19 protein-coding genes are annotated in these 24,921 nt (G+C 74.3%); 14 read left to right on the plus strand and 5 right to left on the minus strand.

The window, feature by feature from the left end; translation table 11 throughout:
* The first annotated feature begins 7 nt into the window (after positions 1–7).
* Positions 8–1,192 carry an aromatic ring-hydroxylating oxygenase subunit alpha gene (locus ACFO9I_RS09960; RefSeq protein WP_379180319.1) on the plus strand — a complete coding sequence of 395 codons (1,185 nt, stop codon included), beginning with the start codon at positions 8–10 and terminating at the stop codon, positions 1,190–1,192.
* 4 nt (positions 1,193–1,196) lie between these two features.
* Positions 1,197–1,853 (plus strand): SDR family oxidoreductase, encoded by a 657-nt coding sequence (locus ACFO9I_RS09965; protein ID WP_379180321.1) that lies wholly within the window; start codon positions 1,197–1,199, stop codon positions 1,851–1,853.
* On the opposite strand, the gene ACFO9I_RS09970 is transcribed toward ACFO9I_RS09965, so the two are convergent.
* Together ACFO9I_RS09970 and ACFO9I_RS09975 are read right to left on the minus strand one after the other, a co-directional pair.
* Positions 1,841–3,781, minus strand: a complete 1,941-nt coding sequence (locus tag ACFO9I_RS09970; RefSeq protein WP_379180323.1) for a CocE/NonD family hydrolase — start codon at positions 3,779–3,781, stop codon at positions 1,841–1,843. The genes ACFO9I_RS09965 and ACFO9I_RS09970 overlap by 13 nt on opposite strands.
* On the minus strand, positions 3,778–4,854 hold the full coding sequence (locus ACFO9I_RS09975) for a P1 family peptidase (RefSeq protein ID WP_379180325.1): 1,077 nt from the start codon (positions 4,852–4,854) through the stop codon (positions 3,778–3,780). Before ACFO9I_RS09975 ends, ACFO9I_RS09970 begins: the two co-directional genes overlap by 4 nt.
* A gap of 48 nt (positions 4,855–4,902) precedes the next feature.
* Between ACFO9I_RS09975 and ACFO9I_RS09980 the strand changes: the two genes are divergently transcribed.
* The 3 genes from ACFO9I_RS09980 to ppk2 are packed head-to-tail and all read left to right on the plus strand — an operon-like array spanning position 4,903 to position 7,267.
* Positions 4,903–5,973 (plus strand): histone deacetylase family protein, encoded by a 1,071-nt coding sequence (locus tag ACFO9I_RS09980; RefSeq protein ID WP_379180327.1) that lies wholly within the window; start codon positions 4,903–4,905, stop codon positions 5,971–5,973.
* Positions 5,974–6,019: 46 nt separating this feature from the next.
* Positions 6,020–6,391 (plus strand): hypothetical protein, encoded by a 372-nt coding sequence (locus ACFO9I_RS09985; protein ID WP_379180329.1) that lies wholly within the window; start codon positions 6,020–6,022, stop codon positions 6,389–6,391.
* 54 nt (positions 6,392–6,445) lie between these two features.
* Positions 6,446–7,267, plus strand: coding sequence for a polyphosphate kinase 2 (gene ppk2, locus ACFO9I_RS09990; protein ID WP_379180331.1), 822 nt, complete (start codon positions 6,446–6,448; stop codon positions 7,265–7,267).
* A gap of 9 nt (positions 7,268–7,276) precedes the next feature.
* On the opposite strand, the gene ACFO9I_RS09995 is transcribed toward ppk2, so the two are convergent.
* A complete protein-coding gene (locus ACFO9I_RS09995) occupies positions 7,277–7,918 on the minus strand; it encodes a maleylpyruvate isomerase family mycothiol-dependent enzyme (RefSeq protein ID WP_379180333.1) in 642 nt (213 codons plus the stop codon).
* A gap of 731 nt (positions 7,919–8,649) precedes the next feature.
* On the opposite strand from ACFO9I_RS09995, the gene ACFO9I_RS10000 reads away from it, so the two are divergent.
* Together ACFO9I_RS10000 and ACFO9I_RS10005 are read left to right on the plus strand one after the other, a co-directional pair.
* Positions 8,650–10,047 (plus strand): HNH endonuclease signature motif containing protein, encoded by a 1,398-nt coding sequence (locus ACFO9I_RS10000; protein WP_379180335.1) that lies wholly within the window; start codon positions 8,650–8,652, stop codon positions 10,045–10,047.
* Positions 10,048–10,228: 181 nt separating this feature from the next.
* Entirely contained in the window at positions 10,229–10,570 is a 342-nt protein-coding gene (locus tag ACFO9I_RS10005) for a hypothetical protein (protein ID WP_379180337.1), read from the plus strand.
* A 133-nt stretch (positions 10,571–10,703) separates the two neighbouring features.
* Here the strand turns inward: ACFO9I_RS10005 and ACFO9I_RS10010 are convergent, their stop codons facing one another.
* Complete coding sequence (locus ACFO9I_RS10010) at positions 10,704–11,126, minus strand: hypothetical protein (RefSeq protein ID WP_379180339.1); 423 nt, start codon at positions 11,124–11,126, stop codon at positions 10,704–10,706.
* Between the two features lie 126 nt (positions 11,127–11,252).
* Between ACFO9I_RS10010 and ACFO9I_RS10015 the strand changes: the two genes are divergently transcribed.
* Positions 11,253–13,421 (plus strand): MMPL family transporter, encoded by a 2,169-nt coding sequence (locus ACFO9I_RS10015; RefSeq protein ID WP_379181121.1) that lies wholly within the window; start codon positions 11,253–11,255, stop codon positions 13,419–13,421.
* A 12-nt stretch (positions 13,422–13,433) separates the two neighbouring features.
* Here the strand turns inward: ACFO9I_RS10015 and ACFO9I_RS10020 are convergent, their stop codons facing one another.
* The gene (locus ACFO9I_RS10020) at positions 13,434–16,811 is read right to left on the minus strand and encodes a BTAD domain-containing putative transcriptional regulator (RefSeq protein ID WP_379180341.1); all 3,378 of its coding nucleotides are present in this window, start codon (positions 16,809–16,811) and stop codon (positions 13,434–13,436) included.
* Positions 16,812–16,887: 76 nt separating this feature from the next.
* Here ACFO9I_RS10020 and ACFO9I_RS10025 point away from each other — a divergent pair, with 76 nt between their 5' ends.
* The 6 genes from ACFO9I_RS10025 (at position 16,888) to dxs (ending at position 24,913) form a co-directional block, all read left to right on the plus strand.
* Entirely contained in the window at positions 16,888–17,316 is a 429-nt protein-coding gene (locus ACFO9I_RS10025) for an NUDIX domain-containing protein (RefSeq protein WP_379180343.1), read from the plus strand.
* Positions 17,317–17,390: 74 nt separating this feature from the next.
* Positions 17,391–20,489, plus strand: coding sequence for an FtsX-like permease family protein (locus tag ACFO9I_RS10030; RefSeq protein WP_379180344.1), 3,099 nt, complete (start codon positions 17,391–17,393; stop codon positions 20,487–20,489).
* Positions 20,486–21,331, plus strand: coding sequence for an ABC transporter ATP-binding protein (locus tag ACFO9I_RS10035; RefSeq protein ID WP_379180345.1), 846 nt, complete (start codon positions 20,486–20,488; stop codon positions 21,329–21,331). Before ACFO9I_RS10030 ends, ACFO9I_RS10035 begins: the two co-directional genes overlap by 4 nt.
* A complete protein-coding gene (locus ACFO9I_RS10040; protein WP_379180347.1) occupies positions 21,328–21,984 on the plus strand; it encodes an ABC transporter ATP-binding protein in 657 nt (218 codons plus the stop codon). Before ACFO9I_RS10035 ends, ACFO9I_RS10040 begins: the two co-directional genes overlap by 4 nt.
* A gap of 7 nt (positions 21,985–21,991) precedes the next feature.
* Entirely contained in the window at positions 21,992–22,927 is a 936-nt protein-coding gene (locus tag ACFO9I_RS10045) for an SMP-30/gluconolactonase/LRE family protein (protein ID WP_379180349.1), read from the plus strand.
* A 57-nt stretch (positions 22,928–22,984) separates the two neighbouring features.
* Complete coding sequence (gene dxs, locus ACFO9I_RS10050; RefSeq protein WP_379180351.1) at positions 22,985–24,913, plus strand: 1-deoxy-D-xylulose-5-phosphate synthase; 1,929 nt, start codon at positions 22,985–22,987, stop codon at positions 24,911–24,913.
* Positions 24,914–24,921: the final 8 nt, after the last annotated feature.

Consider the following 24,921-nt stretch of genomic DNA (forward strand, 5'->3'; position numbering starts at 1 on the left):
GGACGGGATGACCGGAGAGCTGGCCCGCCTGCAGGACGACGTCCGCGCACGCGGTGGCGCCGTCCCCGCGATGCTGCCGGCGGCGGCGTACACGTCCGAGGAGGTGCTCGCCTTCGAGCGACGTCACCTCTTCGCCGGCACCTGGACCTGCCTCGGCCGGCTCGACGAGCTGCTCCCGGCCGACCTCGACGGCAGGCCGGCGACGCAGCGCGCGGTGATGGTGGGTGACGTGTCGGCGCTGCTGACCCGCGAGGGAGACAGCCTGCGGATGTTCGCGAACACGTGCCGCCACCGCGCGCACGAGCTGCTGCCCGACGGCGACGCGTCGGGGCGGCACTCGGTGATCTGTCCGTACCACGCGTGGTCCTACGACCTGGCCGGTGACCTGGTGGCTGCGCCCGGCTACCGCGACGAGCCGGGCTTCGACCCGTCGGCCTACTCGCTGGTCGAGCTGCCCGTGGAGACCTGGTGCGGCTGGGTCTTCGGGCACGGCCTGCACCCGCTCGGCGATCCCGACGTGGTGCCCTTCGCCGAGCACCTCGGCGAGCTCGCGGGCGTCGTCGAGCCCTACCGGCCCGACGAGCTGCGGCTGGCCGACCGGCACACCTACGAGATCGCCGCGAACTGGAAGATCGTCGCCGAGAACTACCACGAGTGCTACCACTGCCCGCTGATCCACCCGGAGCTGTGCCAGGTCACGCCGCCCACGTCGGGCGACAACTACGACCTGCCGGGCGCGTGGGTGGGCGGCTCGATGGTGCTCCGCGACGGCATGGCCACCATGTCCCTGACGGGGGCGTCGGACGGCAACCCGATCCCGGGCGTCTCGCCGACCACCGTGGAGTACGTCCACCTGCTGCCCAACCTGCTGGTCTCCGCCCACCCCGACTACGTGATGACCCACCGGCTGGTCCCGCTCGCCCCGGACCGCACCTGGATCGAGTGCTCGTGGTTGCTGCTGCCGTCGGCCGACGGCGTGCTGCCCGACCCGGCGTACGCCGTGGAGTTCTGGGACATCACCAACCGGCAGGACTGGGCCGCGTGCGAGTCCGTCCAGCGGGGGCTGGCGTCCCCGCACTTCGCGCCCGGCCCGCTCGCCCCGTCCGAGGACGCGGTCGAGCGGTTCGTACGGCTGGTGTCGCGGGCGTACGTCGGACTGCCGGTGCAGGATGACCAGCGCACCCTAGGCTGACCGCATGAGCAGCCCCGTGGTCGTCGTGGTCGGAGCCGGTCCGGGCGTCAGCGGATCGTTGGCACGCCGCTTTGCCCACGAGGGGTACGACGTCGGGCTGCTCGGCATCGACGAAGGACAGCTCGAGGAGCTGGCCGGGATGCTGCGCGACGGCGGCGTCGAGGTCGAGGTCGTGGTCGCCGACATCACCGACGTCGAGGCGTGCACCTCCGCGGTGACGAGGCTGGGCGAGCACTTCGGCCGGATCGACGTGCTCCACTTCAACCCGAGCGCGTTCCGCGAGAAGGACCCGTTGCACCTCACCGTGGCCGAGCTGCTCGAGGACGTCGCCCTCGGCGTCGGCGCGCTGCTGACCTCGGTCCAGGCCGCGCGACCGTTCATGCAGGCAGGTGGCCGGGTCACGGTCACCGGCAGCATGGCCGCCGACAAGCCGTGGAACAGGGCCGCGTCGCTGGGCGTGCAGAAGGCCGGGGTCCGCAACCTGGTGCGCAGCCTCGACACCACGCTCGCGCCCGACGGCATCCGCGCGGTCACCGTCACCGTGCGCGGGACGCTGTCCCGCGAGGGGGCGTTCACGCCCGACCGGGTGGCGGACGCGCTCTTCGACGCCGCGCACCAGGACGAGGAGTTCTGGGCGGTCGAGGTGCCCTACGAGGGGTGAGGTGGCACGCGCTCGCGCCAGGTGCGGTGCGAGACCGGCTCGCCGTCGAGCCGCGCCCAGGTCTCGATGACGACGTCGAGCCCGTCGCCGGTGACGGCCACGTCCATCACCGAGCGCACGTGCACGGTCGCGCTCGGCCAGCTCAGCTCGAAGGTGGTCTGCGCGTGGGCGGTCTGCTCGAAGGAGCGCCGGTCGACCACCACCTCGCCGAAGTAGTCCTCGCGGGCGCGACCGTCGTACGGCGTGTCGTACTCCGACACCACGCGGGTCCGCGCGCTGGTGGTGCGGCGCAGCACGTCGTCGCGGATCTCCCAGGTGACGTCGTCCGCGCTCTCCGAGGAGTGCGCGGCCCCGGGGACGAACGCCGGCTCCGGGTGGTCGCCGACCAGCAGCGGGAGCTCCAGCGAGCCACCGTGCACGGTCAGGGTGACGGGAGCCGGGGGAGCGACGGTGTTCGGCCAGTCCGAGCCCGCGACGCTGACCCGCAGCCGGTTGCCGGGGGCCCAGGTGTAGGCGCAGGCGTCGAGGTGGAGGACGACGTCGTGCTCCTCGCCCGGCACCAGCGGCGACGGGGTGCCATGCACGCCGTCGCGGAACGCGAGGTCGAGCGTGCCCCGCGCCACGAGCGCCGAGGTGCCGTCGGGGAACACGTCGCAGAGCTTGACCGACAGCGACGCCGCGGGCGCGTCGGCGCTGACCCGGATGCGGACGCGCGGCTGCCCGATCAGCACGCCGTCGGGCGGGTCGGTGTCCCAGACCAAGGACCGGACGTCGTCGGTGCGCTGGTCGGTCGAGAGCCCCCACGGCAGGTGGCCGGCGCAGTCGATCCAGGCGGCGGTCCCGACGTCGGGGACGACCGGCAGCGACCGGGCGCCGTCGAGCGGCACGGCGTGCGGCCGGGTCGGGGGCACCGACGGCAGCCGCAGCCAGTGGCCCTCGTGCAGGTCGAGGTCGGGCTCGGGCCGGGTCGAGGAGCGGACGAAGACGTCGCAGTGGGACTCGTACGCTGCGCCGCTCTCCTCGAGGGACGGGTTGCGCAGCCACTGGTCGAACCACGCGGCCATCTCGGTGTCGAGGTCGATCCGCGGGCCGGGCATCGCGTGGGTCGGGTCGGCGTGCGCCCACGGCCCGGCGAGCAGCCGGTGCGGGACGCCCTGCCCGGCGAGCGCCGCGACCGTGCGGAACGAGTTGTTGCGGTAGCCGTCGGCCCAGCCCGCCACCAGCATCGTCGGGCAGCCGATCCGCTCGTAGCCCGAGCCGTCGGCGCCCAGCCGCACCGACCCGCCGCGCCAGTAGTCGCCGTGCACGTTCTCGCGCAGCCACGTCAGCACCCACGGCTCGTTGGTCGCGAGCCGCCGCTCCCACTCGGCACGCCAGCCGTCCCCCCACAGGGCAGGCACGGGCGGCAGCACGCACATCGGCGTCATGTAGTGGCAGTAGTCCACGAGGTCGACCAGACGGAGCGCGCCACCACGCCAGTGCACGTCGTCGGTCCAGCGGTCGTCGCTGGAGTAGATCGCGCACACCGCCTTGAGGGCCGGTGGCCGCTCACACGCCAGCTGCAGCGAGTTGAAGCCGGAGTACGACGTGCCGAACATGCCGACGCCCCCGTCGCACCACTCCTGCGCGGCCAGCCAGGCGATCACCTCGACGAGGTCGCGCTGCTCCTCGGGCGGGTACTCGTCGGTGGCGTCGCCCGACGACGAGCCGGTGCCGCGCACGTCGACGCGGCACACGGCGTACCCGAACCGGTCGCGCAGGACCTCGTAGCCCGCGGCGTACGACGACGTCAGGTCGTCCTTGCGGTAGGGCAGCGCCTCGAGCAGGCACGGCTGCGGGCCGGTGGCCGGGTCGGGCAGGAAGAGGGTCGCGGCCAGCTCCACCCCGTCGCCGACGGGGATCCGGACCTCGCGCTGCGTGCCGGTCATGCGCGCACGCCGTCCAGCAGTGCGAGGACCTCGGGGGAGTGCAGGGACTCGCTCGTGTTCCCGTCCCGGCCCGTCGTGGTGGGTGCGGTGAACATCGAGTTGAGGACGGCCTCCTCGGCCGCCTCCACCACGGCGGCGAAGAGCGGGTCGAGGGCGCGCGCTGCGAGCGCGGCACGGTCGGGAGTGCCGTCGCGGTCCAGGCGCAGGCCGGTGCCGAAGCCGAGGAAGATCTCGCCGCTGCCGTGGTGGGCGACCGAGCCGGTGCGGGCCAGGCCGAGCCCGATGCGCCGGGCCAGGCGGGCGCACGAGGCGCCGTCGACGGGGGCGTCGGTGACGACGAGGCCCAGGCAGGAGCCGGCGGGAGCGTCGGGGCCGGTGGCGGCCGCCGGCGGCAGCAGCCGGCCGACGGGCACCCCGGCGACGACGACCTGGTCGCGGGTGCCGAAGTTGGTGAGCAGCAGGACCCCGACGGTGTGACCCTCCGCCGTCACCCTCGACGCGGTGCCGATGCCGCCCTTGAAGCCGAAGCAGGACATGCCGGTGCCGGCCCCGACCGCACCCTCCTCGGGTGGTACGCCGGAGCCGCGGCTCGCCAGCGCGGCCGCACGGGCGGCGCGGACGTCGTCGGCGGTCACCTGCATCCGGCGGCAGTCGTTGAGGTGGGAGTCGTCGCACTCACCGACCACGGGGATCACGACGTCGCCGGCGACCTCGGCGTGCTGCTCCAGCGCGATCTCGCACGCGGCGTCGTAGACCCGGCCGAGCTGCATCGTCGAGGTCAGGTAGACCGGCGTCTCGGCCGAGCCCCACTCGGTCGCGGTGAGGAAGCCGGTGCACTCCCCGGCCCCGTTCAGCACCGCCCCGCCGGCCGGGACGGGCCGACGGTAGGCGTCCTCGGCGAGCAGCACGCAGGTGACGCCGGTGCGCGCGACGCCGCGCCCCTGCGGGGGTGCGGGCTCGTCACGGTGCACGGTCGCGTGGCCCACGCCCACCCCGGCCACGTCGAGCACGGAGTTCGTCGGACCGGTCGGCAGGCTCCCGGTCCGGAGGCCGAGGTCACGGGCGCGCGGCATGGGCCCATCCTGCCCGAGGGAGGCCGGGTGCGGTGCGATGCTGGCCCGGTGACTTCCGCGCCCGCGCCCGTCCCCGTGGTCTGGTCCGCGGACACCCGCCTGCACGACCCCCGGCACGAGATCTGGGTGGGTGCGGCCACGCCCGCCGTCGAGACCGAGGAGCGGGTGGATGCGATCCTGGCGGCGCTCGACGGGAACCCGCGCCACGTGGCCGCCGCCCACGACGACGAGGTGCTCGCGGCGGTGCACGACGCCGGGCTGCTGTCGTGGCTGTCCGGCGCAGCGGACGCCTGGGAGGCAGGCCCCTACGCCGGGCTCGTCGGCCAGGAGCGGGTGGTGCCGTACTTCTTCCCCACGCCCGGGCTGCTCGCCGGCATGGAGCCCACGGCGCCGGTCGCGCTGCACGCGCAGGCGGGGCAGTGGTGCTTCGACACGATGACCCTGGTCGGGCCCGGCACCTGGCCGGCCGCGCGGGCGGCGGTGGACTGCGCGCTGACCGCCGTCGACCTGGTCGCGGCGGGGGAGCCGACGGCGTACGCGCTAAGCCGCCCGCCGGGCCACCACGCGACGCCCGCGGCGTACGGCGGCTCGTGCTACCTCAACAACGCGGCGGTCGCGGCCGAGGCGCTGCGCCGCGCCGGCCACGACCGGGTTGCCGTGGTCGACGTCGACGCCCACCACGGCAACGGGACGCAGGCGATCTTCTGGACGCGGGCCGACGTGCTCTACGGCTCGGTGCACGTGGACCCGGGCGCAGGGTGGTTCCCCCACCTCTTCGGGCACGAGCACGAGACGGGGGCGAGGGAGGGAGCCGGCGCGAACCGCAACGTGCCGCTGCCCGAGGGCACCGGGGACGACCGGTGGCGCGAGGCGGTCGCCGGGCTTGCCGGCTGGGTCGCGGCGTCCGGTGCGTCGGCGCTCGTGGTCTCGCTCGGCGTCGACGCGGCCGCCGACGACCCGGAGAGCCCGTTGCTCGTGACGGCGGACGGCTACCGCGGCGCGGGCGAGGCGCTCGGCGGGCTCGGGCTGCCGACGGTCGTGGTGCAGGAGGGCGGCTACCACCTGCCCAGCCTGGGCGGGCTGGTCGCGGCGTACCTGAGCGGGCACGCGTCCACCTGATCCCCGCGGGTCGAACAGGTGTTCGACCGCGAGGTATGCTGGAACCGTGCCAACGTACGTCGCCCCGCCCGGCTGGCCGGCCCCGGTCCGGCCGCCGGACGCTCCCGACTGGGAGCGGACCGCGCAGAACTGGCTGCTCGACATCTGCCCCCCGGAGTACCGCTCCTACCCGGCGCTGCGCCGGCACCCGGTCGTGCTCGCGCGGTTCGCGGTGGTGCACGTGGAGGCGCAGCAGGCCGCGGTGCGCCGGGGACTGTCCGAGGCCCGGGCCGCGCTTCGTGACGTGGCGCAGCTCGACGTGGTCGAGGCGGCCGTGCAGACCTGGCAGGCCGAGGAGGCGCGGCTGCTCGGCGTACGCCGCGCGGCGGGCCTGGTCGAGGAGGCGATCCGCGGACGGCGCTTCGTCGCGCGCCTCTGAGATCGGCCCCATCGGGTCGCGCCTCGCCGGTGGGATGAATCGTTAGGCTGGGGCATGGCCAAGCACGCGCACGGCTCGGGGTCCGACGAGTCCATCCCGGACGAGGTCTACGAGGCTGAGCTGGTCCGCCTGCAGGGCGAGCTGGTCAAGGTCCAGGAGTGGGTGCGCGCGGAGAAGCAGCGCGTCCTCGTCATCTTCGAGGGGCGGGACGCGGCCGGCAAGGGCGGCACGATCACCCGGATCACGCAGTACCTCAGCCCGCGGGTGGCCCGGATCGTCGCGCTGCCGGCGCCGACCGAGCGCGAGAAGGGGCAGTGGTACTTCCAGCGCTACATCGAGCACCTGCCGAGTGCCGGCGAGATCGTGCTGCTGGACCGGTCCTGGTACAACCGCGCGGGCGTCGAGTGGGTGATGAACTTCTGCACGCCCGCGGAGTACCGCCGCTTCCTGCATCAGTGCCCGATCTTCGAGCGGCTGCTGGTCGAGGACGGGATCCTGCTGCGGAAGTACTGGTTCTCGGTCAGCGACCGGGAGCAGCAGAAGCGCTTCAAGTCCCGCCTCGAGGACCCGATGCGGCAGTGGAAGCTGTCGACGATGGACCTCGAGTCGATCACGCGCTGGGAGGACTACTCGCGCGCCAAGGACGAGATGATGGTGCACACCGACATCCCCGAGGCGCCGTGGTACGTCGTGGAGAGCGACGTCAAGAAGCGTGCGCGGCTGAACATGATGGCGCACCTGCTCTCGACCATCCCCTACACCGATGTCGCGACCCCGGTCCTCGAGCTGCCGCCGCGCCCGAAGCCGAAGGGCTACGAGCGCCCGCCGCGCGAGCAGACGACGTACGTCCCCGACCACTGCGCCACGTTGACCTGACCTGGTCCCTCAGAGACGGGTGTGGAGCACCGCGGCGCCCGGCCCGGTGAGCTCGCCGGCGTGCACCGGTCGGCCGGCCAGCACCAGCATCAGGGCCTCCGCGGTGCCGCGGACCTCAGCGCCCCTGCCGTGGGCCCAGTCGACGTCGGTCGCGACCAGGCGCAGGCCGCGGATGCGGCGTACGACGCTGCCTCCCACCGGGACCGACGCCGGCCACCGGGTGTGGGCGAAGAAGTCGGCGGTCGGGGCGAACGCCTCCGCCGGGATCGGGCGGTGGCTGTCGAGCGGGCGCCGGATGTCGAGCGGGTGGACCACCGCGTCGCCGAGGGCCGCGATCGGTGGCATGCCGATCGGCGTCGCGCCGCTCCTCGCGTTGGCGCGCAGCTGGTCGAGGATCGCGTCGGTGCCGCGGGTGGCGGCGCGGACCGCGCTGTCGGCGATGAACGCGTTGATCCGCAGGCCGGACCGCGCCAGCCCGCCCAACGACTCCCCGATCCCCATCACCGGCGCCCAGGCCAGGTGGGCGGCCACGTCCTGCACCGTCCAGGCCGTGCACAGCGACCGCGCCGCCCACTGCTCGGGGCCGAGGGTCTCGAGGTAGTCGATGAGTGCGAGGCGCTCGGACCGGATGACGCCGGACAGGTCGCTCATGCTTCGAGTGTCGGCCGGGGCGACGGGGGCGTCGAGGGTCCTTCGGCGGTCTCGTGTGGACGGTGGTCGGCGTCCCGACGGTCGGGGCCCCGTGACTGTGGGCAGGTCCTTGACCGCAGTGCCGGGCTTGCGGACCGCTCCTGGTTGCGGTCCTTGGCGGCTACGGGGAGCGGTACGCCGTGGGCTGCGGTCGCTTCCCGGCTTTCCGGCCCGCGGCGGCAGCCGCCGGTGGTCGGCCACGGAGCCTTGAGCCGCGTGACGACGGGGCCCAGTTCCTCGAGCACGGCGCCGAGCTTGCGGGCCGCATCTGGTTGCCGTTCCTGGCAGCGAGGGGGGAGGTGCGTCGGGGCGGGGCCGCTGTCCGGCTTTCCGGTCAGCGGTGGGAGCCGCCGGTTGTCGAGGAGCGAGCGTGGCGCCCCGCCACGGCTGGCAGTTCCTCAAGCACCGCGCCGGGCTTGCGGGCCGCATCTGGTTGCCGTCGTTGGCTGCGAGGGGCGAGGTGCGTCGGGGCGAGGCCGCTGCCCGGCTTGCGGGCCATCTCTGGTTGCGGCTTTCGGCAGCGACGGGGGTACGCCGGGACCGGGCACGCCTCCCGGCTTGCGGGTCGCGGCGCTTTCGGCGCGCCGGGCGGAATGCCCGCCCCAAAGTTTTACCTTCGGACTTCCCCAGCGCGCCCGGATCGGGCCCGGTTCGGGAGGTGGGGTGTCGGTGGTCGGTGCGATCATGGACACATGTTCGAAACAGGCGCCAACTGGGATCCGGTCGAGGTCGACGACCTCGACGCGGACGGCGTGCTCGAGCTCCTCGAGGTCCGCCGGCAGGGCGCCCGTGCCGAGGAGCGGGGCAAGCTCCGACTGGCGCTGCAGTGGGCGGTGCTGCACCCCGCCACCGCCGACACGGGGGTGGCGACCTGGGGCGGCCCGAGCGTCCTGCTCACCGACGAGTCCCTGGGTGGGGATGGGGCCCCGGCGGTGGCGGCGTTCGCCCCGGAGCCGGTCGCCGCCACGCTCGGGATCTCCACGGCCGCGGGGATGGCGCTGATCGCCGACGCGCTGGACCTGCAGTTCCGGCTGCCCCGGATCTGGCGACTCGTCGAGCAGCTGGCGGTCGAGCCGTACCGGGCCCGGCAGGTCGCCCAGGCCACCCACCGGCTCTCCAAGACCGGAGCCGCGTACGTGGACGAGCAGCTCGCCCCGCGGTTGTCCTCGTGCGGGTGGAAGGCGGTCGAGACCACCGTCGCGCACGCGATCGCCACGTTCGACCCCGACCTGATCGCCCAGAAGGAGAAGAAAGGCCGCAACGGCTGGCACGTCACCCTGCGGCACGACCACCCCGGCCAGTTCGACGGCACGTCCTACCTGGATGTCGCCGGGGACACCTTCGACCTGACCGCCTTCCACGACCTGGTCTGCGACCAGGCCGCCCAGCTCAAGGCCCTGGGCGACACCGACGAGCTCGAGGTCCGCAAGGCCAAGGCCCTCGGCGTGATCGCCGCCCAGCAGGCCACCCTCGACCTCCTCTCCCTCACCGGACAGGACACCGGGCAGGGCACCGGGCAGGACACGGACCGTGCGGGCGCATCGGTGGCCGCGAGGCCGCGGCCGCCGAAGACCCGGCTCTACCTCCACCTCAACCTGGCCGACCTCGCCACGGCCTGCACGTCCACGTCCGACGGCGTAACCGGCGGGACGGTGACCGGCAGGGTCGAGAGGCTCGGCCCGGCGACCATCGACCTGATCAAGGTCTGGGTCGGCCGCTCGAGGGTCACCGTCCAGCCCGTCCTCGACATGAACAGCCGCAACGCGGTCGACCAGCACGACCCGCCCCCGTGGATGGCCGAGCTGGTCATCCTGCGCGACGGCCACTGCGTCTTCCCCTGGTGCGCCGTCGACGCGAGACGGTCCGACCTCGACCACATCGAGCCCTACGTCCCGATCGACGACGGTGGACCACCGGGCCAGACCGCACCCGACCGGCTCGCCCCACTCTGCCGGCGACATCACCGGTGCAAGACCTCCGGCCGCTGGCGCTACCGACGACGACCCGACGGCAGCTACGAGTGGCACGGCCCCCACGGCCGCAGCTACCTCGTCACCCCCCACGGCACCATCCGGCTCGACACCAACTAGCCACACGAGCAGCACCGCAGGCCCGACACCCGGCACCCACCGGGTCATCGGGCCTGCCGTGCTGCCCTGACCGCGTCTGCAACAACCGTGACGCTCGGGGGTCGCCAGTCCCAGGCGACAGCCCGGCGAACGTGATCCGATCCGTGATGCGCGGCGCCCCTCGTGCGGCACCATGCCTCCCATGTGCGCACACCAGCCAGTCGGGCAGTGGCCAGCCACGCAGCCAGGCCCGCGTGGCTTCGGCTGCTCGCTGTTCGGCAACCTCGCGATCGCGTTGGTCTTCTACGGGGCGGGAGTCCTCGCCTACGGCTACGGCGGCGAGGACGGGCTGACCGGGCACCCGGCCCTGCTGTTGACCGCGATCGGCGTGGCGCTCGCCGGGTCGTTCATCGCCGCGCTGGTCTTCCTGACCCAGCCCCGGGCGCGGCAGTTCGGGACCGGCTTGCTGGTCGGGGCTCTCGTCGCGGCGCTCGTGGAGTTCGTAGCGCTGGCGACGTACCTCGTGCAGGTGGTCGGGTCCTGACGTCGCGCGACCGGCCACCGTGTCCTCGTCCGCAAACCCGATGCCAACGGAGTGCGGGAGTCGCCGATGACGGTTGGGCAGGCCCACGACCAGTTCACGTGTCAGCAGCGCTGACCACAGTGCCGAGGGTTCACTACGCCGGGCAGTCCACCGACAGGACGCGGAAGTAGGAGCCCGACCCGAACGGCCTGGAGACCTCGAGCAGGCCCACGCGCACCTCGACCTGCTGGCCGGTGTCCCGGAGGCACGGCGGGACGGTGCCGCTGCCGGTCCTGTCGCCCGACCGCCAGACCACGTCGTCGAGGCGGAACGAGACCCGCTCGCGGTCGGCGGTGTCGAAGTAGCCGGTCGGCACGTTCGCGGCAACCCTCTGCGCGGTGCCGCTCACGACGCGAGGGTGGTGGGCCGTCCACGGGCTGCGGATGCCCAGCGCGTAGCCCAGCCCGACGAGCACCAGGCCCACGAGCAGGGCGGTGGCCATACGCGACCACGGGCGCCTCGCCGAGGATCGGGGGAGGCGTGCCCCGTGCGTGGTGGACTCCCGCACATCGCTCATGGCCCGAGTATGGGCCGTCGCCGCCTCCACGGGCTCCAAGTCGTCACCAAGAGCCCTCCAAGCGCCTCCCGCGAGCCTTCCGTCATCAGGTCTCACACCTCTGACGGGAGAAGAACCGTGTCACGCATGCTCTACCGCCTCGGCAACGGCGCCGCGGGCCACCCCTGGCGGACCATCACCGCCTGGCTGCTGCTCGTCGGCGCCGCCTTCGTCGCCGCCGGCGCCTTCGGCGGCACCCCCCAGGACGACTGGGACGTCCCGGGCGCCCGCGCCCAGACGGGCATCGACCAGCTCCGCGACCACGCCCCCGGAGAGGGTGGGTCGTCGGCGCAGGTCGTCGTCCACGACCGCGACGGCGCCCGCCTCGCCACGGCGGACCTGCGCGGCGTCGTGCAGCAGCTCGAGGCCGTGCCGCACGCGGCGCACGTCAGCGAGCCGCGGCTGTCCGCCGACGGCGACACCGCGCTGTTCACCGTGACCTACGACGTGCCCACGACCGACCCCGACATCATGGGCAACGCCGGCTTCGACGAGCTCGAGAAGGCGCTCGCCCCGACGGAGGCCAGCGGCCTCCAGACCGAGCTCGGGGGCGAGCTGCCGGCGACCGGCGGCTCGGAGATGAAGGGCACCGGCGAGATGGCCGGCGTCGTCGTCGCGCTGGTGCTGCTCGTGCTCGCCTTCGGCTCCGTCGTCGCGGCCGGCCTGCCCCTCGTGGTCGCGTTCACCGGCCTCGCGGTGGGCTCGGCGGGGGTCACCCTGCTCGCCAGCACCATGGACGTGAGCACCTCGGCACCGATGGTCGCCACCATGGTCGGTCTCGGCGTCGGCATCGACTACGCGCTGCTGCTGGTCACCCGGCACGTCGAGTTCCTCGCCGAGGGCTACGACAAGCGGGTGGCCGCCGGACGCGCGGCGGCCACGGCGGGACGCTCGGTCGTCTTCGCCTCGGCCACCGTGCTGGTGTCCCTCATGGGCCTGCGCCTGGCCGGGTTGTCGGTCTACGCGAGCTTCGGCTTCGCCACCGCGATCGCCGTGCTCTCGGTGATGGCCGCGGCGATCACCCTGGTGCCCGCGCTCTGCGGCCTCGCCGGCCACCGCCTGCTCCCGCGCAATGTCCGCCGCGGCCGGGTCGACACCCGCAAGGTGCCCCTCACGGCCCGCTGGGCCGCCGGTGTCGCCCGACGCCCGCTCCTCGCGGCGCTCGCCGCGCTGATCGTGCTGCTCACCCTGGCCGCGCCCACCCTGGCGATGCGCACCTGGCCGCAGGACGGCGGCAGCAACAGCACCGACACCACGATCCGGCGCGCCTACGACCTCATCTCCGACGAGTACGGCGCCGGCGCCAACGGCCCGTTCACGGTGGTGGTCGACAACGCCGAGGTCGGCGCGGCCGGGACGAAGGCGCTTGCCCAGCGGCTCGCCGACCAGCCCGGCATCGTCGGGGTGACACCGCCGCAGACCACCCCGGACGGCGCGCTCACCGTGTTCGAGGCCGAGCCGGCCTACGGGCCCAGCGACGAGCGCACCAGCGACCTGGTCCGCACGCTGCGCGACGACGTGCTGCCCGACGGGGCGGAGATCACCGGCACCACGCCGCTGTTCGCCGACATCTCAGTGATGCTGACCGAGCGGATCTGGCTGGTGGTCGGGTTCGTGGTCGGCCTGTCGGTCCTGCTGCTGACCATGATGTTCCGGTCCGTGGTGGTGCCGCTCAAGGCCGCGGTGATGAACCTGCTGTCGATCAGCGCGGCGTACGGCGTGCTCACCGCCGTGTTCCAGTGGGGCTGGGGCAGCGGCCTGCTCGGCATGGACCACGCCGTCCCCGTGTCGAGCTGGATCCCCATCCTGATGTTCGCCATCCTGTTCGGCCTCTCGATGGACTACGAGGTCTTCCTGCTCTCGCGGGTCCGCGAGGAGTGGGAGGCGACCGGCGACGCCCGGGGCAGCGTCGAGCGCGGCCTGGCCTCCACCGGACGGGTCATCTCGTCCGCGGCGGCGATCATGGTCGCGGTCTTCCTGGGCTTCGCCACCGAGGCCGACGTGGTGGTCAAGATGCTCGGCTTCGGCATGGCCGTCGCGATCGTCCTCGACGCCACCGTGGTCCGGCTGGTGCTGGTGCCGGCGACGATGGCCATGCTCGGGCGCTGGAACTGGTGGCTGCCGGGCTGGCTGGACCGGCTGCTGCCGACCATCGAGGCCGAGGCCCCGGCGGATCTCTGGGACGAGCAGGACACCCTGCCCGCACCGCAGGACACGGACGAGTCCGAGGACGCGCGGACGCCCGAACCCGTCTGAGGGTCCGTCGGCCTAGAAGGAGTACCGGTCCCGCTCGCCACGCAGCCACTGCGCGGCGAGCGGGATCCGCCACGTCTCGCACAGCTCCTCGGCGCGGTCGGCGTGCCGGGTGGCCAGCGCGGCCTCACCGGTGGCGGCCGCCGCCATCGCCAGGAACATGTCGACCGGCCCGAGGGTGCTGCCGGAGCCGGCGCAGCAGGGCCGACCGGCCAGCCCCGCGAGCCGCTCGTACGCCGCCGCACCCAGCTCGCGGTCGCCGAGCCGCAGTGCCCCCTCGGCCGCCATGCTCCACGCCAGGGCCGAGAACCAGAAGTCGCTCTCCAGCGCGCGGGCGACCTCCGCGCGGTGGGTCCGGTGGTGCTCCCGCGCCTCCTCGACCCGGCCCGCGCGACAGAGCAGGGCCACGATCGTGGTCGCGATCGGCAGGAAGGTCGTGCCCTCCAGCGACCGCAGCACCTCCACCATCTCCTCGTGCCGCCCCTGCCACAGCATCTGCGCGAGGAACGCCCCGGAGACGGCCTCCTCGAACTGCGGGATCACCGTGGTCCGCCCCAGCTCCACCATGTGCTGGACGACGAGGTCGGCGCGCTCGTGCTCGCCACGCATCGCCAGCCACGACACCTCCAGGGAGTCGAGCACCATCTCGGCGTACAGGTGCCGGACCCGCTGGGCCTGCACCCGGGTCTCCGCGATGCCGCGCTCCATCTCCTCGACCAGCCCGAGCTCGCCCTCGGCGACCGTGCGCAGCGTGAGCGCGGTCGCGAGCGCGAGGTCGTCGCCCCGGCTCCGGGCGAGGTCGACGGCCTCGCTGGTGAGCTCGCGACGCAGCGCCGCGGTCTCGGACCGCCAGACCGCGATGGCGGCGCCGAGGCAGGCCCACAGCGTGAGGCCGGGATCGTCGAGGCGGCGCGCCATGGCGACCGCCTCGGTGGCCAGCGCCTCCCGCTCCGCCGGGCCGGTGCCGTAGTAGATCTCGCTGGCCAGCGCCAGCATGACCCGGCAGCGACGCGGGTCGTCGCCGTGGGGGAGCCGGTCGAGGGCGTCACGCAGCGCCGCGGTGACGACCGGGTCGACCTCGCCGTGCTGCGTCGACTGCCACAGCGCGTCGGTGCTGGTGATGATCCCGGCCTGTGCGAGCAGGTCGGGGTCGTCGAGCCGGCGGGCGTGCTGCAGGGCCCGGTGGGCCACCTGCCGCACCCGCACCCAGTCGCCGACGCGGCGCTCGGCGTCGGCGAGCGCGACCAGCAGGTCGAAGCGGTCCCGGTCGTCGGCCGTGGGGTCCTCGGCCTGGACCTCCACCGCGCGCCGGAGCAGCTCGACCGCCTCCTCGTGGGCGTGCACGCGTGACGCGGCCGCTGCGGCGTCGAGGCAGGCGCGCCAGGCCCGGTCGGCGTACCGCGGGCCCCCCTGCAGCCAGTGCCGGGCCACGTCGGCCTCGTGGCCTGCGCCGCCGGTGAGCGCCTCCGCTGCCCGCACGTGGATCCGCGCGCGTCGCGAGCGGGGCAGCGTCGCGAGGGCGGCGTCCCGCACCAGCGCGTGGGTGAAGCGGAAGCGGTCCACGCCGTCCTCTGCCACCAGGCCCGCGTCGACCGCGGGCTCGAGCCCGTCGAGCACGTCGTCCTCGTCGGTGCCGTCGGTCGCGGCGAGCACGCCGACCCCGAACCGGCGACCCAGCACGCTGGCCGTGCGCAGCAGGTCCCGGGTGCTGTCGTCCAGCCGCTCCATCCGCCGGGTGAGCACCTCCTGCACCGCGACCGGCGGCTGCTCCTCGGCCAGCAGGCCCGCGAGGTCGCCGCGGTCCCCGGCGAGTCGCGCGTACTCCACCAGGAAGAACGGGTTGCCGTCGGTACGCCGGCACAGCGCGGCCGCCTCGTCGCGGCTCGGGTCGGCCCCCGCGACCGCGGACACCACGCGGCCGGCGTCCTCGCTGGTCAGCCCGCGCAGCTGGAGCCGCAGAGCGTGCCGCCGCGCGAGCGCCTCGGCCACCTCGGCCAGCGTCCCGGTCGGTGCCGGGTGCTCGCGCCACGTCGTCACCACCATCAGCCGCGGCGCGCCCGCGCCGCCGGCACTGGCCTCGCTGAGCAGCCGCAGCACCCGCAGGCTCGAGGTGTCCGCCCAGTGCAGGTCGTCGAGGAGCAGGAGCAGCGGGCGCCGGGTGGCCGCCTCGAGGACGGTGCGCACGACCGTGTCCCACGCCCGGAAGCCGGACGTCGAGTCGTCGGCCCCGGGCTCGAGCACCGGTAGCTGGGACCCGAGGCCTCCGAGCACCGTCGCCCACGGCCACAGCGCGGGGGCGCCGTCGTCCTGCGAGCAGCGGCCGGCGACCACCTGCACGCCGCGCGCCGCAGCGTGGTCGGCGAGCTCGGCGGCGAGCCGGCTCTTGCCGATCCCCGGCTCCCCGGTGATGGCGGCGAAGGCCGGCAGGTCCGGGGCCAGGCCGTCGGCCACGTCGCCGAGCAGCCCGGTCAGGGCGGCCAGCTCGGCGGTGCGGCCGGCCAGCGGCCACGGCGACGTACGACGGGGCAGCGCGACGGCCGGTGCCGGCGCGGCGACCGGCGCGGTGGGGACGGACCCGGGTGCGGCCGGCGCGCGCACCGCCTCCTGCCGGAGCACGGCGGCCTGGACGGCCCGCAGCTCGGGGCCGGGCTCGAGGCCGAGCTCCTCGTCGAGCAGGTCGCGCACCTCGCGGAGCGCGGCGAGCGCGTCGGCCTGGCGCCCGGACCGCGCCAGCGCGATCGCCCGCAGCGACCAGAGCCGTTCGCGCAACGGGTGCTGCCGGGTGAGCGACTCGAGCTCGGCCGTGGCGGTGGCCTCCCGGCCGAGCATCACCTCGGCGGCGCAGCAGCCTTCGTGCGCGAGCAGGCGCAGGTCCTCCAGGCGGGCCCGTTCGGAGACGGCCGCCGACGCGTCCCCGAGGTCGGCGTACGCAACGCCGCGCCACAGTGCGAGGGCGTCGCGGAGCCCGGCGAGGAGCTGGTCGAGGTCGCCGGGAGGCTCGGGGTCGTGTCCCGCGCAGAGCGCCTCGGTCAGCGGCCCCAGCCGACGGTGCGCGGTCGCCGCGGCGGACTCGAAGGCGGTGGCGTCGAGCTGGTCCGCGCCGACCCGCAGCGCGTAGCCGGGCGGCTCGGTCACGAGCACGGTCGCGGGGCTGCGCAGCGGGCGGTCGGGCTCGAGGACCCGGCGCAGCCCCGCGACGTAGGCCTGCAGCGACGTGGACACCCCCGGCGGCGGGTGGCCGGACCAGACCAGGTCGGCCAGCGTGTCCGCGGTGACCGCGCGCGGGTGGTGCAGGGCCAGGGCAGCGAGCAGCGCACGCTGCTTGGGGGTCCCCAGGTCGACCGCCGTGCCCTCGCGGGATGCGGCGGTGCTCCCGAGCACGCTGATCCGCATGCGTGAAGGATAGGGCGGATCGGGCCTGCGCCGGAGCGTTCGGCAACAGCCCGCGAACGACGGCTACGTTGGCGACATGCACCGCTTCGCCACCGTGATCCTCGTCGACCGCCGCGGCTGGCTGCTCCTGCAGGAGCGCGACGAGCACCCGGTGATCGACCCCGAGAAGTGGAGCCTGTGCGGCGGCCACCTCGAGCCGGGCGAGGCGTTCCACGCCGGCGCGGTCCGCGAGCTCGAGGAGGAGACCGGCATCCGGGTCGAGGCCGACGACCTCGAGCTGTTCGCCGAGCTCGAGGTGACCCACGAGGCCTACGGCAGCATCGACACGATGCAGGTGTTCGTGGGCGCCACGGCGCTGACCGACGACGACGTCGTGCTGGGGGAGGGGCGCCAGATCGTGTTCGTCGAGCCCGGAGCAGCGCGTGCCCTCGACCTGAGCGCATCGGCCGCCCGCGTGCTGCCCGCCTTCCTCGACTCCGACCTCTACCGCAGGATGCGCACCTGACCGCGGCGATTCCGGTTGAAGGTCGGCCGCGCGGGTGACACAGTTGCGCGGCTGCCGAGGGGGAGAGCGCGGAGATGAGACTGAGGTACCGGCCGTTCCAGGCCATCGCGATCGCGACGCTGGCGGCGCTGGTCACGGCCTGCGCCGCGTTCGCGCCGCTCTACGACCGGGCGATGCGTCAGGCGCTCACTGACATCACCGTGGAGCGGGCGGAGCCGGCCGTGTCCGGCCTGCAGCTGAGCGCGATCACGTCGGACCCCGGCCCGACCTTCGGGACGGTCAACCAGAATCCTCCTCCCTCGCCGGAGGAGGTCGCCGTCAAGGTCGACCCGGCGTACCGCCACTCGTTCCTGACGCCGGTCCTGGGCTACTCGGGCGAGGCGACGGTCGAGCCGGGCGCCCGGACCGACCCCCGCGGCCTCGTCGTCTGGCGGGACGGTGCCTGCGAGCACGTGAGGTTCGTCGAGGGCAGCTGCCCGCACGGGGCCGGTGAGGTCGCGATCAGCGAAGCGGACGCGCGCATCTTCGACCTCCGGGTCGGCACGGCCTTCAAGGTGGCAGGACTGCCGTCCAACGGGGACCACGTCGAGGTCCCCACGATCAGGATGTCGGTCACCGGCGTCTACCGCCAGCAGGCCGGCGACTACTGGTTCGGCCTCCAGCTGACGGGTCGCTCCGGTCTCGTCGACCCGACCCCGCCGAGCCACGTGCAGCACGACGTGTGGCTCACCGACCGGTCGACGTTCACCGACCCCTCGGTCCCGCCGCTGACCGGGCAGACGTCCACCGTCGACCTGCCGCTGGACAGCGAGCACGTGGGCGTCGACGACGTGCTGGCCCTGGCCGACGCCGTCGACCGGATGGCCGAGGAGTCCCGCCTCGACGACTCGGGCGTCATCGTCGACGTGCACTCCGGCCTGCCCAGCCTGGCGAAGGACATCCGCGACCAGACGGAGCAGTCGCGCGTCACGGTGCCGCTCCTGATGGCCCAGCTGGGCCTGCTCGCGGTCGTCGTGCTGTGGCTGGTGCTGCTGGCGGTGACCGAGCAGCGCCGGCCCGAGGTGGCGCTGGCCAGGCTGCGGGGGCGTGGCCGTCGCGGTGCCCGCGGCCTGCTGCTCGGGGAGCTGCTTCCGGTCGCGCTGGTGGGCGTGGTGCCGGGCGCGGCGCTGGCCGTGCTCGGCTCCTGGGCCGCGCGTGCGTTCGTGCTCCCCGGCCACGCGCCGTTCGAGCTCGCCCTGCCGTTCGTGGCCGCGCTGGCCCTGGCGGTCCTCGTCCTCACGGCGGTCACCGTGCTCGCGGTCTCCCGGGTGGCCCGCGAGCCGGTCGAGACCCTGCTGCGACGGGTGCCGCCGCGGCGTGCCGGCTGGGCCCTCGGCGTCGGCGACGCGCTCGTCGTCGCGGGGGCCGGGGCCGTCGTCGTGCTGTTCGCGACCGGTGGCCTCGACGGCCCGGTCGCGCTCGCCGCGCCCGGCCTGCTCGCGATCGTGGTCGGACTCCTGCTGGCCCACCTCACGACCCCGTCGGCCGCGATCGTCGGCCGTCGGCTGCTCGCCCGCGGGCGGGTGCGGGCCGGTGTCAGCGTGCTCGACGCGGCCCGCAGCCCGGCGACCCGGCGGATCGTCGCGATGGTCACCCTGGCCTCCGCGCTCGCGGTCTTCGCCGCGGACGCCCTCACGGTCGGGGACCGCAACCGGGCCTCCGCCGCCGCCCAGGAGGCCGGTGCGCCGATGGTCCTCGAGGTCCGGGGCAACGACCTGCGGGCGGTGCGGGCCGCGCTCGACGACGTCGACCCCGACGGCCGGAGCGTGACGCCGGTCGCCCGGGTGCTGGCCCCGGGGGACGGGGGCACCAGCACGCTCGCGGTCGTCCCGGACGCGTTCCGTCGCATCGCCCTCCACTCCGGAGGCGCTCCGACACCCGCCGCGGTCTGGGACCGGCTGGCCGTGCCCGACACCAAGCCGATCCCGGTGACCGGCTCCCGCCTCTCCCTGGACGTCGACGACTCCACGCTCTCCTCGCGGCGCGTCGACGGCAAGACCAACCCGGTCACCATCGGGCTCGACCTCGTCGACGCGGGCGGGGCCACCCTGCACACGGCCCTGGGCGAGGTCGACGGGCCGACCGACCACGCCCGCCTGGCGACGGACGTCTCCTGCCGCGACGGCTGCTACGTCACCGGGGTGTGGGCCAGCACCCTGCCCGGCGCCACGATCGACGGCCGGGCGACGCTGCGCCACCTGGTCGGCACCCCGGGCGGCGACGAGGCCGCCATCGGGCCCGCCGGCCGCTGGACGCCGTACGACGACCCCGCCACCGGCACCTTCCAGCCGCGGTCCACGAGCAGCGACAAGCTGACCATCGCGGTCCACAGCGAGGGGCCGGCGCTGATCACCATGGCCCAGGCCTGGCTGCAGTCCGAGGCCCCGGCGCTGGTCTCACACCCCCTGCCGGCCGGCCTCGACGACCACCGGTTCACCACCGTCGGGCTGGACGGTGAGGAGCAGGCGGCGGTCGAGGTCGGGGAGCTGCCGCGGGTGCCGGGGTCGCGCCCGGGCACCACCGTGGTCAACCTCGACGCGGTCTCGCGAGGTCGTGCGGTCGCCGCGACCGCCGTGCTCCAGGTCTGGTTCGCCGACGACGACCCGGCGCTGCTGGCGCGGGTCAAGGACGCCCTGGCCGAGCACGGCGTCGCGGTGGCCGAGACCTCCACCCTGGCCGGGACCCGGCGCACCTACGACGAGTCGACGGCGGCCTGGAGCCTCCAGCTGGCGGTGGTCATCGGTCTCGCGGCGCTCCTGATCGCGCTGCTGGTGCTGGTCGTCAGTGCCGTCAGCAGCTGGCGGTTCCGCGCCCGCGACCTGGCGGCGCTGCGGATGAGCGGCATCCCCGGCGGCTCGATCGGGGCGATGGCGGTCGCGGCGCAGCTGCCCGCGGTCGTCCTCGGGGTCGTCGCCGGGACCGTCTCCGGCCTGTACGGCGCCCATCTCGCGTTGCCGATCGTGCCGCTGTTCGCCTCGGCGCCGGAGGTGTCCACCCTCGACCTCGCCACCGCCTGGGGCGTGGTCGCGGCGGCCGCCCTCGGCGCGCTGGTCGTGCTCGGGCTCGGGGCGGTCCTCATCGGCCGGGCCCTGGCCCGGCGTTCCGACGTACGACGACTCCGGGAGACGGTGTGAGCAGCGGGACCAGGGTCAGCACCCACCGACTGGTGCACATCTACCGCTCCGAGGGCCACGAGGTGGCCGCGCTGTCCGGCGTCGACCTCGACGTCGCGCCCGGTGAGATGGTGGGCCTGCTCGGCCCGTCGGGCGCGGGCAAGTCCACCCTCCTGAGCCTGCTCGCGGGCGTCTTCCGGGCCAGCGCAGGCAAGGTGTTCGTCGGCGAGCTCGAGCTCTCGGCGGCCTCGCCGCGCGAGCTGGACGAGATGCGCGCCAACGACGTGGCGCTGATGCTCCAGGGGGCGGCCCGCAACCTGCTGCCGTACTACTCGCCCCTCGACAACGTCCGCTTCGCCCAGGGCGCCGCCCGCCGGGCCGGCAAGGACCTCCCCGAGCCCGAGGACGTGCTCGCCCGGGTCGGGCTGGCCGCCGAGGCGCAGCGGCCGCTGGCGTCGCTGACCCCCGGCCATCTCCAGCTCGCGGCCCTGGCGGTCGCGATCGCGCCCCGACCTGGCCTGCTGCTCGCCGACGAGCCGACCAGCCAGCTCGACCACCCGGCGCGCGACCAGGTCCTCGGCTGCATGGCCGACATCAACCGGGACCTCGGCACGACCGTCGTGATCGTGACCCACGACCCCGACGTCGCCGCCTTCCTGCCGCGCACCATCACGATCCGCGACGGCCGGGTCGGTGGTGAGGGCCGCTCGGGCGAGGAGTACGCCGTGGTGACGCCCGACGGGTTCCTGCCGCTGCCGGTGCACGTCCGGGAGGACCTCGCGCCCGGCACGCTGGTGCGCTTCCACCTCGTCGACGGCAGCTACGTCCTGATCCCCGAGTCCACCGAGGAGGCCGGCGCATGAGCGGGCTGCTTGCCGAGGGCGTCACCGTCCGGTACGCCGACCTGGTCGCCCTGCGCGACCTCGACCTCGACCTGGCCCCCGGCTCCCTGGTCGCCGTGACCGGTCCCTCGGGGGCGGGCAAGTCCACGCTGCTGTGGGCGCTGGCCGGCGCGCTGGTGCCCTCGCAGGGGCGGGTGCGGTACGCCGGCACCGAGCTGGCGAGCCGCGAGCAGGCCGCGGGGCTGGGCGTGACGATCGTCCCGCAGGGCAACGGGCTGGCGTCCTCGCTCACCGCGGCCGAGAACGTCCTGGTGCCGCTGCTGTCCACGGGCGTGCGTGCCGCGGAGGCGCACCGTAGAACCACCGACGCGCTCGCGCTGGTCGGGCTCGAGGAGTCCGGCACGCACCTGATCGAGGAGCTCTCGGGCGGCCAGCAGCAGCGGGTCGCGCTGGCGCGGGCCTTCGCCGCGCGGGCCGAGGTGCTGCTCGCCGACGAGCCCACCAGCGACCTCGACGCCGCCAACCGGGAGCGGACCATGAGCGCGCTGCGGGCCGAGGCGGAGCGGGGCGCGATCGTCGTGATGGCCACCCACGACCCCGAGGCGGCCGAGCAGGCCGACGGCGAGCTCCACCTCGACGAGGGGGTCGCCACCTGGCGCCGCCGGCTGGTGTGATGTCCGGGTGACCACGCAGCGCACCCTCTCCGTGATCCCCGTCCCCGGCCCGGGTGCGGAGGACGTCGTCGTCGCCACCAGCGGCCGCGACGAGGGCGCGGTCTTCACCGGCACCGCGGACGGCAGCATCTGGCGGGTCGGCCACGACGGCCGACGCCTCGACCGCGTCGCCCACACCGCGGGCCGGCCGCTCGGGATCGAGATCGACCCCGACGGGCGGCTGCTGGTCTGCGACGCGCACCGCGGGGTGCTCCGCGTCGACCCCGCGACCGGGCTGGTCGAGCCCGTCCTGCACCGGGTGCACGGGCGGCCGATGGTCTTCTGCAACAACGCCGCGGTCGCGTCGAGCGGCGACGTCTGGTTCTCCGACTCCTCGACCCGGTTCGGCGTCGAGCACTGGAAGGACGACTTCGTCCAGGACACCCGCACCGGCCGACTGCTGCGGCTGCGCCCCGACGGCGAGGTCGAGGTGGTGCTCGACGGGCTGGCCTTCGCCAACGGGGTGGCGCTGAGCCGGGACGAGGCGTTCGTGGCGGTCGCCGAGTCAGCTGCGCGCACCGTCGTGCGCCACTGGACCACGGGGCCGCGGGCCGGGCAGCGCGACCTGCTCGTCGCCGACCTGCCCGGCTACCCCGACAACATCGCGCGCGGCAGCGACGGCCTGATCTGGGTGACGATCGCCTCACCCCGGGACCCGCTCGTGGAGCGCCTGATGCGCGGCCCGCACTGGTTGCGCCGCCAGGTCACCCGGGTTCCCGAGCGGCTGCACCCGAAGCCGCAGCGCACCGTGCGTGTGCAGGCGTACGACGACGAGGGCCGGCTGGTCCACGACCTCGACGCACCGGCCGACGGCTACCACATGGTCACCGGCGTGCGCGAGCACGAGGGGCGGGTGTGGCTGGGCAGCCTCGAGGAGCCGGCCATCGCGGTTCTCGATCTCTGAGGCGTGCCGGATACAGTGAACGGTCGGCACCTTCCACACACCTGATCCGGAGGACCCATGGGCTTGCTGGAGTCGATCTCGACCCCGGAGGACCTGAACGATCTCTCCGAGGAGCAGCTCGACACCCTCGCCACGGAGATCCGGGACTTCCTGGTCGCGACCTGCTCGCGCACCGGCGGTCACCTCGGACCCAACCTCGGCGTGGTCGAGCTGACGATGGCGATCCACCGCGTCTTCGACTCCCCGCGGGACCGCGTGGTCTTCGACACCGGTCACCAGGCCTATGTGCACAAGCTCCTGACCGGCCGGATGGCCGGGTTCGAGAAGCTGCGCCAGGAGGGCGGCGTCAGCGGCTACCCGAGCCAGTCCGAGTCGCCGCACGACATCGTGGAGAACTCCCACGCCTCGACCGCGCTGAGCTACGCCGACGGGTTGGCCAAGGCCTACGCCATCCGCGGCGAGGACCGGCACGTGGTCGCGGTCATCGGCGACGGCGCGCTCACCGGCGGGATGGCCTGGGAGGCGCTCAACAACATCGCGATCGCCAACTCCAGCAAGCTGGTCATCGTCGTCAACGACAACGGCCGCTCCTACACGCCGACCATCGGCGGGCTCGCCAACGCGCTCACCGCGCTGCGCACCAACCCGCGCTACGAGCAGATCCTCGAGATGGTCAAGAAGCGTCTCAACGCGGTCAAGGGCGTCGGCCCCGCGGCGTACGACGCCCTGCACGCGATGAAGAAGGGGCTCAAGGACGCGCTGGCCCCGCAGGGCCTCTTCGAGGACCTCGGGCTGAAGTACGTCGGCCCCGTCGACGGCCACGACCGTGCCGCGCTGGAGCACACGCTCGCGCAGGCCAAGCGGTTCCAGGGTCCGGTCATCGTGCACGCGCTGACCCGCAAGGGCTTCGGGTACGACGCCGCGGAGCGCCACGAGGCCGATCAGTTCCACTCGCCCGGTCCGTTCGACGTCGACTCCGGCGAGGAGGTCCCGAAGGGCCGCATCTGGACCGACGTGTTCGCCGACGAGATCGTCCACATCGGCCAGCGCCGCAAGGACGTCGTCGCGATCACCGCGGCGATGGTGCACCCGGTCGGGCTGCACCACTTCCAGGCCCGGTTCCCGGAGCGGACCTTCGACGTCGGCATCGCCGAGCAGCACGCCGCCACCTCGGCCGCCGGGCTGGCCCTCGGCGGGCTGCACCCGGTGGTCGCGGTCTACGCGACCTTCCTGAACCGTGCCTTCGACCAGGTCCTCATGGACGTCGCCCTGCACCGGTGCGGCGTCACGTTCGTGCTGGACCGGGCCGGCGTGACCGGTGACGACGGCGCCTCCCACAACGGCATGTGGGACATGTCGATCCTCCAGGTGGTGCCCGGGCTGCGGCTCGCGGCGCCCCGTGACGCCACCCGGCTGCGCGAGCTGCTCAACGAGGCCGTCGAGGTCGACGACGCCCCGACCGTGGTCCGCTTCCCCAAGGGCCCGCCGCCCGAGGACGTCGCGGCGGTCGGCAAGGCCGGCGGCGCGGACGTGCTGCTGCGCAAGGGCACCAAGGACGTGCTGATCGTCGGCGTCGGCTCGATGGCCACCACGGCCGTCGACGTCGGCGAGCGGCTGGTCGCCCAGGGCATCGGCGTCACGGTCGTCGACCCGCGCTGGGTGATGCCGGTCGACCCGGCCGTCGTCGAGCTGGCCCGCGAGCACCGGCTGGTCGTGTCGATCGAGGACAACGGCAAGGTCGGCGGTGTCGGGGCCGTGCTGCTGCAGACGCTCAACGAGGCCGGGGTCACCACGCCCTTCCGCCTCCACGGCATCCCGCAGGAGTTCCTCGACCACGCCAAGCGCGCCGTCATCCTCGAGCGGATCGGGCTGACGCCGCAGGCGCTGGCGCTCTCCATCGTGGAGGACGTCTCGACCGGCTCGAAGGACGGCATCACGGAGCTGGCGTCGGGCACGTCGCTGGTCGACACCGACCAGCCGCTCTAGGCTCCCGC

The sequence above is a fragment of the Nocardioides sp. GCM10023255 genome, assembly GCF_042653125.1.
Taxonomy (GTDB): Bacteria; Actinomycetota; Actinomycetes; order Propionibacteriales; family Nocardioidaceae; genus Nocardioides.